Below are 788 nucleotides of genomic sequence, written 5' to 3'. Positions count from 1 at the left end.
CCGCGTTCCATCAGGTAGGTGGCCATGGCGCGCACATCGGCTTCGGGCAACTGGGCCAGGCCGTGGATGACGGGCGCCATGGGGCCGGCCGCCACGCCATGGCGGGCCGAGAAGCCGGTGCGCAGGTATTGGTACAGCTCTTCGCGGCTCCAGGGCAGCTTGCCGCCGGCCAGTTGATTGAGCGCGGGCGCCGTCCAGCCTTCGGCCTCGCCGCCGCCCAGGTAGTGGATGCCGGTCTTTTCGGCACCCAGCGCATTGCGCGGCGAGTGGCAGGCCGCGCAGTGGCCCGCGCCTTCGACCAGGTAGGCGCCCCGGTTCCATTCGGCGCTGCGCGCGGGGTCGGCCTTGAACGGCGTGGCGTCGTGGAACAGCAGGTTCCAGCCCGCCATGGCCGGGCGCAGGTTGTAGGGGAAGGCCAGCTGCGTCTCGGGCGCCTTGGCCTTCACGGCGGGCTGGGACATCAGGTAGCCGTAGAGGGCCTGCAGGTCGCCATCGCTGAGCTTGGCGAAGGCCGTGTACGGGAAGGCCGGGTACAGCTGGCGCCCATCCTGGTGGATGCCGTGGCGCATGGCCCGCTCGAAGGCCGCGTAGGACCAGCGGCCGATGCCGGTTTCGTTGTCGGGCGTGATGTTGGTGGAGTAGATGGTGCCGAACGGCGTCTCCAGCCCGAAGCCGCCGGCATTGGCCGCGCCGCCCGGGGCCGTGTGGCAGACCACGCAGTCGCCCGCAGCCGCCACCAGGCGGCCGCGCTCCAGGGCCTGCGGCGAGTACAGGGACACATCGGGCCC

1 protein-coding gene is annotated in these 788 nt (G+C 71.7%); it reads right to left on the bottom strand.

Translation table 11 applies throughout. The features are described from left to right. On the bottom strand, positions 1-788 hold a 788-nt coding region (locus L995_RS20020; RefSeq protein ID WP_047473212.1), incomplete at both ends, for a c-type cytochrome.

Source organism: Delftia sp. ZNC0008 (genome assembly GCF_000799035.1).
GTDB classification, from domain to species: domain Bacteria; phylum Pseudomonadota; class Gammaproteobacteria; order Burkholderiales; family Burkholderiaceae_C; genus Comamonas; species Comamonas tsuruhatensis.
Note: the sequence above shows the minus strand (reverse complement) of the source record. Positions and strands in the feature narration are given on the sequence as shown.